The organism is Arthrobacter sp. SPT-J7 (assembly GCF_059089965.1).
Window position 1 is genome coordinate 1 of the sequence record NZ_JBNHFF010000240.1, and the last position, 4,751, is coordinate 4,751.

Below are 4,751 nucleotides of genomic sequence, written 5' to 3' on the forward strand. Positions count from 1 at the left end.
CCCCTTCGCCGGACGGCTTGCGATCTTGGGTCGCACGCCGCCCGGCTCCGACAGGCCCGATGCCACTCACAGGCCGCCGGAAAAATCCCGCTGGGTCCGTCTTTGACTCACCACGAGGCGCGTGGCATCAAACAGTTCAAAACTGGGTACGTCTGCTGCAACAGGTCGTTGTACCCCCAAATTCTTAGGAGTGGAAATGGCTGATCCGGCACGTGCTGCCAAGTTGGCGCAGCGGATTAAGGTTGTTGTTGCTGAGGCCCTGGGCCGGAAGGTTAAGGATCCTCGGCTGGAGGGCATTACTGTTACCGATGCCCGGGTGACGAATGATCTGCAGCATGCCACCCTCTACTACACCGTTTTTGGCGACCAGGCCGTTCAGGCTGATGCTGCCAAGGGCCTGGAGAAGGCAAAGGGTGTGCTTCGGCAGGAGGTGGGGCGCAATCTGAGCATTCGACTGACTCCCACCCTTGAATTCGTCTCCGATGAGATACCTGTTATCGCGTCCAACCTCGAGGAGCTGCTCCGGGAGGCCAAGAAGCGTGACGCCGAAGTTGCCGCCCTGGCTGCCCAGGCCCGGCACGCAGGGGACGCCGACCCCTACCGGAGCGACGCGCCTGGCGATGTGGACATCGACGAAGACGATTTTGATGAAGAGGACTTCGACGCCACAGACAATGGGGAACTCGACGAGAACGGCAACAAGCAGTAGCAAGCACAGCAGAAGCCCCGGATCGCACATGTGGTCCGGGGCTTTTGCTGCCGGGGAAGACTATTCTTCACTGGCGGATCTCCGCCTTCATCACCCGACCGAAGTCCTGCGTCACGTACACGGATTCATTTGTACCGATGACCAGGTGCAGTGATTTCCCCCTGTTCCGCCCCTTATTTGGTCCCCTACCGCGAGCCTCTTGGCTAGGATCGAGCTATGACACAGGCGGACCACGACCACGACGATGCCACGCATTACCTTGAACGGGCCGTGGCCCTCGCCACCCGCAACGTCGCGGACGGGGGCGGACCGTTCGGTGCGCTGGTTGTGACGCGGGACGGGCGGGTGCACGAGGGCGTCAACCGCGTCACCCGCGATAACGACCCCACAGCCCACGCCGAGGTGGTGGCCATCCGTACGGCGGCCGCCGCGATCCGGAGCTTCGACCTGCGCGGCGCGGTCCTCTACACCAGCTGCGAACCCTGCCCGCTGTGCCTCGCCTCTGCCCTTTGGGCGCGGATAGACCGCGTCTATTTTGCCGCGGACCGCTACGGTGCCGCTTCTGCAGGCTTTGACGACGCCGTCTTCTACGATTACTTTTCCGGGACGCGCCCGGAACTGTTGCCGGTCAGCAGGGGTGACGTCCCATCGTCGGACACTCCTTTCCTGGCATGGGGCGCCCATAAGAGCAGGAAAGACTACTAGGCGTGGAAGCCGCCCTCGTCAAATGCCCGCACTGCGGAAAGACCAACCGCATCCCCGCCGCCGCCGCCGGCCGGCCCTGCTGCGGCAGTTGCCGCGGCAGCCTGCCCTGGATCGTGAACGCCGGGGACGCTGATTTTGCCGCAGTGGCCGAGCGGTCACAGGTACCTGTGCTGGTGGACTTCTGGGCCGCCTGGTGCGGGCCTTGCCGTACGGTCAGCCCCGTCCTGGACCAGCTCGCCCATGAACGTGCGGGCGACGTCAAACTGGTCAAGGTGGACGTGGACAAGTCGCCCGGCTTGTCACGGAGGTTTGATGTACAGGCCATTCCCACCCTGGTGGTAATCGTGGACGGCAAGGTGGCCGCACGCCAGGCAGGTGCGGCCCCGGCGGACGTTTTGCGCAGGTGGCTGGACGGGGCTCTACTCGGAACCCGCAGCTGACCCGGGAATCCTCCCGTAATTACCGCGCTGGAACGCGTTCCGGCAGCCTGGCGAGGCCATCCAGCAGGTCCTGTCGTTTGCCGCACAGCGCGATCCGCACCCAGCCCTCGCCGATGGAACCAAAGGCCGTCCCGGGGGCAAGGGCCACGCCCGAATCCGCAAGGAAGAACCGCACCCACCCGCGGACGTCTCCGCCGCTGATGTGGGATACATCTGCCCAAAGATAGAACGCGCCGTCAGCCTTCAAGTATGGAATACCTTTGGCATCGAGCACGGCGGATGCCGCGTCCCGGTTGGTCCGGTAGTGCTCGTGGGCATGCCGGACGTAATCCTGCGGGCCGGTGAGGGCAGCAAGCGCGGCGTACTGCGACGGCGACGCCACACACGAGACAATTGACTCCATCACGTTGTTCATCTTCTGCTCCAAGCCCGGCGGGCACACCAGTGCGCCGATCCGAAGCCCCGTGAGGCCATACGTCTTGGAGAGGGTCAGCGAGGTGAAGACGCGAGCCTCGCCCGGCAGGTCGCCGTCGAACCTTGCCGGGCTCACATGCGGAACGTCGTAGGTGAACGCTTCGTAGCATTCGTCCGAGATAACCCACAGGTCGTGCCGGCGGGCCAGCTCCAGGAGTTCCCGGGTCAGGTCTTCGCTGAGGACCGCGCCCAACGGGTTGGAGGGGGAGTTCAGGACCAGTACCCGGGTCCGGTCCGTGATGAGGGCCTCGATGTCCCCGGTCCTGGGCTGGAAGCCGTGGTCAGGGTAGAGCGGGTAACCCACGGGAACAGCGTTCAGGAGGCGGCTGGTCATGGCAAACGTCGGGTAGCCCGGGTTGGGAATCAGGATTTCATCCCCGGGTGAGAGCAGCAGGCTCATGGCGAAATGCAGCCCCTGCTGGGCGCCGTCCACTACATACACCCTGTCGGCGCCGACATCACAGCCCTGCTGCTCCCGGAACCTCGCGGCAAATGCTTCCCGCAGAGCGGGGATACCTGCATTGGGGGTGTAGTTGGTTTCGTCCCGGTCCAGGCAGGCGATTCCGGCGTCGAGGACGTGGCGGGGGAGCGGGAAGCCGGGTTCGCCGATGCTGAGGACCAAGGCACCGGGGGTACGCCAGGCCGCCTCGGTGATCTCCCGGATCTGGTTGACGGGGACGTTGCGGACGTGGGCGGCAAGCTCAGGCATGCCTGCCATCCTAACCGGGGAGTCTTCAGCCGCTGATGATGCTCCCCGTGCTCCAGGAGGTGCGCGGGTGCCACGACCGGCGCCGATATACTGGGAAGCGTGCTTTCTGGACTGGTGATAGTGGACAAGCCGCAGGGATGGACCAGCCATGATGTGGTTGGCCGGATGCGGCGCCTTGCCGGTACCCGGAAAGTGGGGCACGCCGGCACCCTCGATCCCATGGCAACCGGCGTCCTGGTGGTGGGCATCAACAAAGCCACCCGCCTGCTCACATACATCGTGGGCACCTCCAAGACCTACACCGCCACCATCCGCCTGGGCCAGTCGACAGTCACGGACGACGCCGAGGGTGACGTCACAGCCACGGCCGGCACCTCCGCCGTGGGCGAGCAGGCGATACACGACGCCGTTGCGGCCCTTACCGGGCAGATCCAGCAGGTTCCCAGCAGCGTCAGCGCCATCAAGGTCAACGGCGAACGCGCCTATGCCCGGGTCCGCTCCGGCGAAGAGGTCAAACTCGCTTCCCGCCCGGTGACCATCCACCGGTTCGAGGTGCACAGCATCAGCAGGGACGCCGCGGCCGACGTCGTGGACCTGGAGGTCACGGTGGAATGTTCCTCCGGGACCTACATCCGCGCCCTGGCCCGCGACCTTGGCAACACCCTAGGCGTCGGCGGACACCTCACCGCCCTCCGACGAACCCACGTAGGGCCGTACTCCCTGGAGCAGGCGCGCACGCTCGACCAGCTCGCGGAAGAGCTTGATGTCCTGGAAATGTCCGAGGCAGCGCGGGCGCTGATGCCCAACCGCGAGCTCAGCCCTGAGGAAACCACGGAAATATCCTTTGGCCGGCGCATCGCTGCCGGTGCTGCCCCCGGCAGCCCTGCCGCCGCCACCGCAGAACATCCCGCGGCCGCCTTTGCCCCCGACGGCAGCCTGGTGGCACTGCTTGCCGACGCCGGCAGCTTCGCCAAACCCGTCCTGGTCTTTGCACCAGGCAGCGGCCCCGGCGCCGGCGCCTCCGGGGTGGCCTGAGGGTGGACGCCTATTTCTACATCATTCTGGTGGTGGGGCTTCTGTCCAGCGGGACCTGCGTGCTCGCCGGCATCCTGAAGAAAGCACCGAACGACGTCACCATCCTTTCGGTCGCTGCCGTGGAGGTGGCGCTCCTGGTGTACCTGGTGGGATCCGTAGTCCGGGTCATTGCCGGTGAACCCATTGCCGGGGAGGCCTGGGAGTTCTGGGGCTACCTCGCCACGGCCATGCTCCTGCCGCCCGCCGCCGTCTACTGGTCCATCCTGGAACGCACCCGGTGGAGCAACTTTGTCCTGGCCGCCGTAGGTGTCACCGCGCTGGTGATGGCCGCCCGAATGAACCAGATCTGGTACTGAAGTGAAAGAAGCACGCAACGTGAAAGACCAGCACTCCGCCGTCCCCAACAGCACCAAGGGCGCAAGCGCGAGCGGAACCGGTGGCCGCAACACCCGCAACACGGGGCCCGGACGCCTGCTGATCGCCGTCTACGCAGTCTTCGCCCTCTCGGCCTCTGCCCGTGCCGGCTACCAGATCCTCACCAAGTTTTCCGAGGCACCGCTGGCGTACCTGCTGTCCGCGTTCGCCGCGTTGGTCTATGTCATTGCCACAGTCTCTCTTGCCAAAGCCGGCAGCGCGTGGTTCAAGGTTTCAGTCGCAGCCGTCCTGGTGGAACTGGTCG

6 protein-coding genes and 1 pseudogene are annotated in these 4,751 nt (G+C 65.4%); 6 read left to right on the top strand and 1 reads right to left on the bottom strand.

From position 1 onward, the window contains the following. Positions 1–196 precede the first annotated feature (196 nt). The 3 genes from rbfA to trxA all read left to right on the top strand — a co-directional run bounded on the left by rbfA (position 197) and on the right by trxA (position 1,854). Positions 197–709: a 30S ribosome-binding factor RbfA gene (gene rbfA / locus AC5RWX_RS30340; RefSeq protein ID WP_494099924.1), complete on the top strand. Its 513-nt coding sequence runs from the start codon at positions 197–199 to the stop codon at positions 707–709. Between the two features lie 216 nt (positions 710–925). Further along, positions 926–1,414 carry a nucleoside deaminase gene (locus AC5RWX_RS30345; RefSeq protein ID WP_494099925.1) on the top strand — a complete coding sequence of 163 codons (489 nt, stop codon included), beginning with the start codon at positions 926–928 and terminating at the stop codon, positions 1,412–1,414. Positions 1,415–1,416: 2 nt separating this feature from the next. Then, positions 1,417–1,854 carry a thioredoxin gene (trxA, locus tag AC5RWX_RS30350; RefSeq protein ID WP_494099926.1) on the top strand — a complete coding sequence of 146 codons (438 nt, stop codon included), beginning with the start codon at positions 1,417–1,419 and terminating at the stop codon, positions 1,852–1,854. Positions 1,855–1,873: 19 nt separating this feature from the next. Here the strand turns inward: trxA and AC5RWX_RS30355 are convergent, their stop codons facing one another. Further along, positions 1,874–3,037, bottom strand: a complete 1,164-nt coding sequence (locus AC5RWX_RS30355) for a pyridoxal phosphate-dependent aminotransferase (RefSeq protein ID WP_494099927.1) — start codon at positions 3,035–3,037, stop codon at positions 1,874–1,876. A gap of 99 nt (positions 3,038–3,136) precedes the next feature. Between AC5RWX_RS30355 and truB the strand changes: the two genes are divergently transcribed. The 3 genes and pseudogenes from truB to AC5RWX_RS30370 form a co-directional block, all read left to right on the top strand. Then, a complete protein-coding gene (truB, locus tag AC5RWX_RS30360; protein WP_494099928.1) occupies positions 3,137–4,072 on the top strand; it encodes a tRNA pseudouridine(55) synthase TruB in 936 nt (311 codons plus the stop codon). A 2-nt stretch (positions 4,073–4,074) separates the two neighbouring features. Then, positions 4,075–4,428, top strand: a complete 354-nt coding sequence (locus tag AC5RWX_RS30365) for a hypothetical protein (protein ID WP_494099929.1) — start codon at positions 4,075–4,077, stop codon at positions 4,426–4,428. 19 nt (positions 4,429–4,447) lie between these two features. Beyond that, a pseudogene (locus tag AC5RWX_RS30370) lies at positions 4,448–4,751 on the top strand (hypothetical protein); the annotation flags it as partial.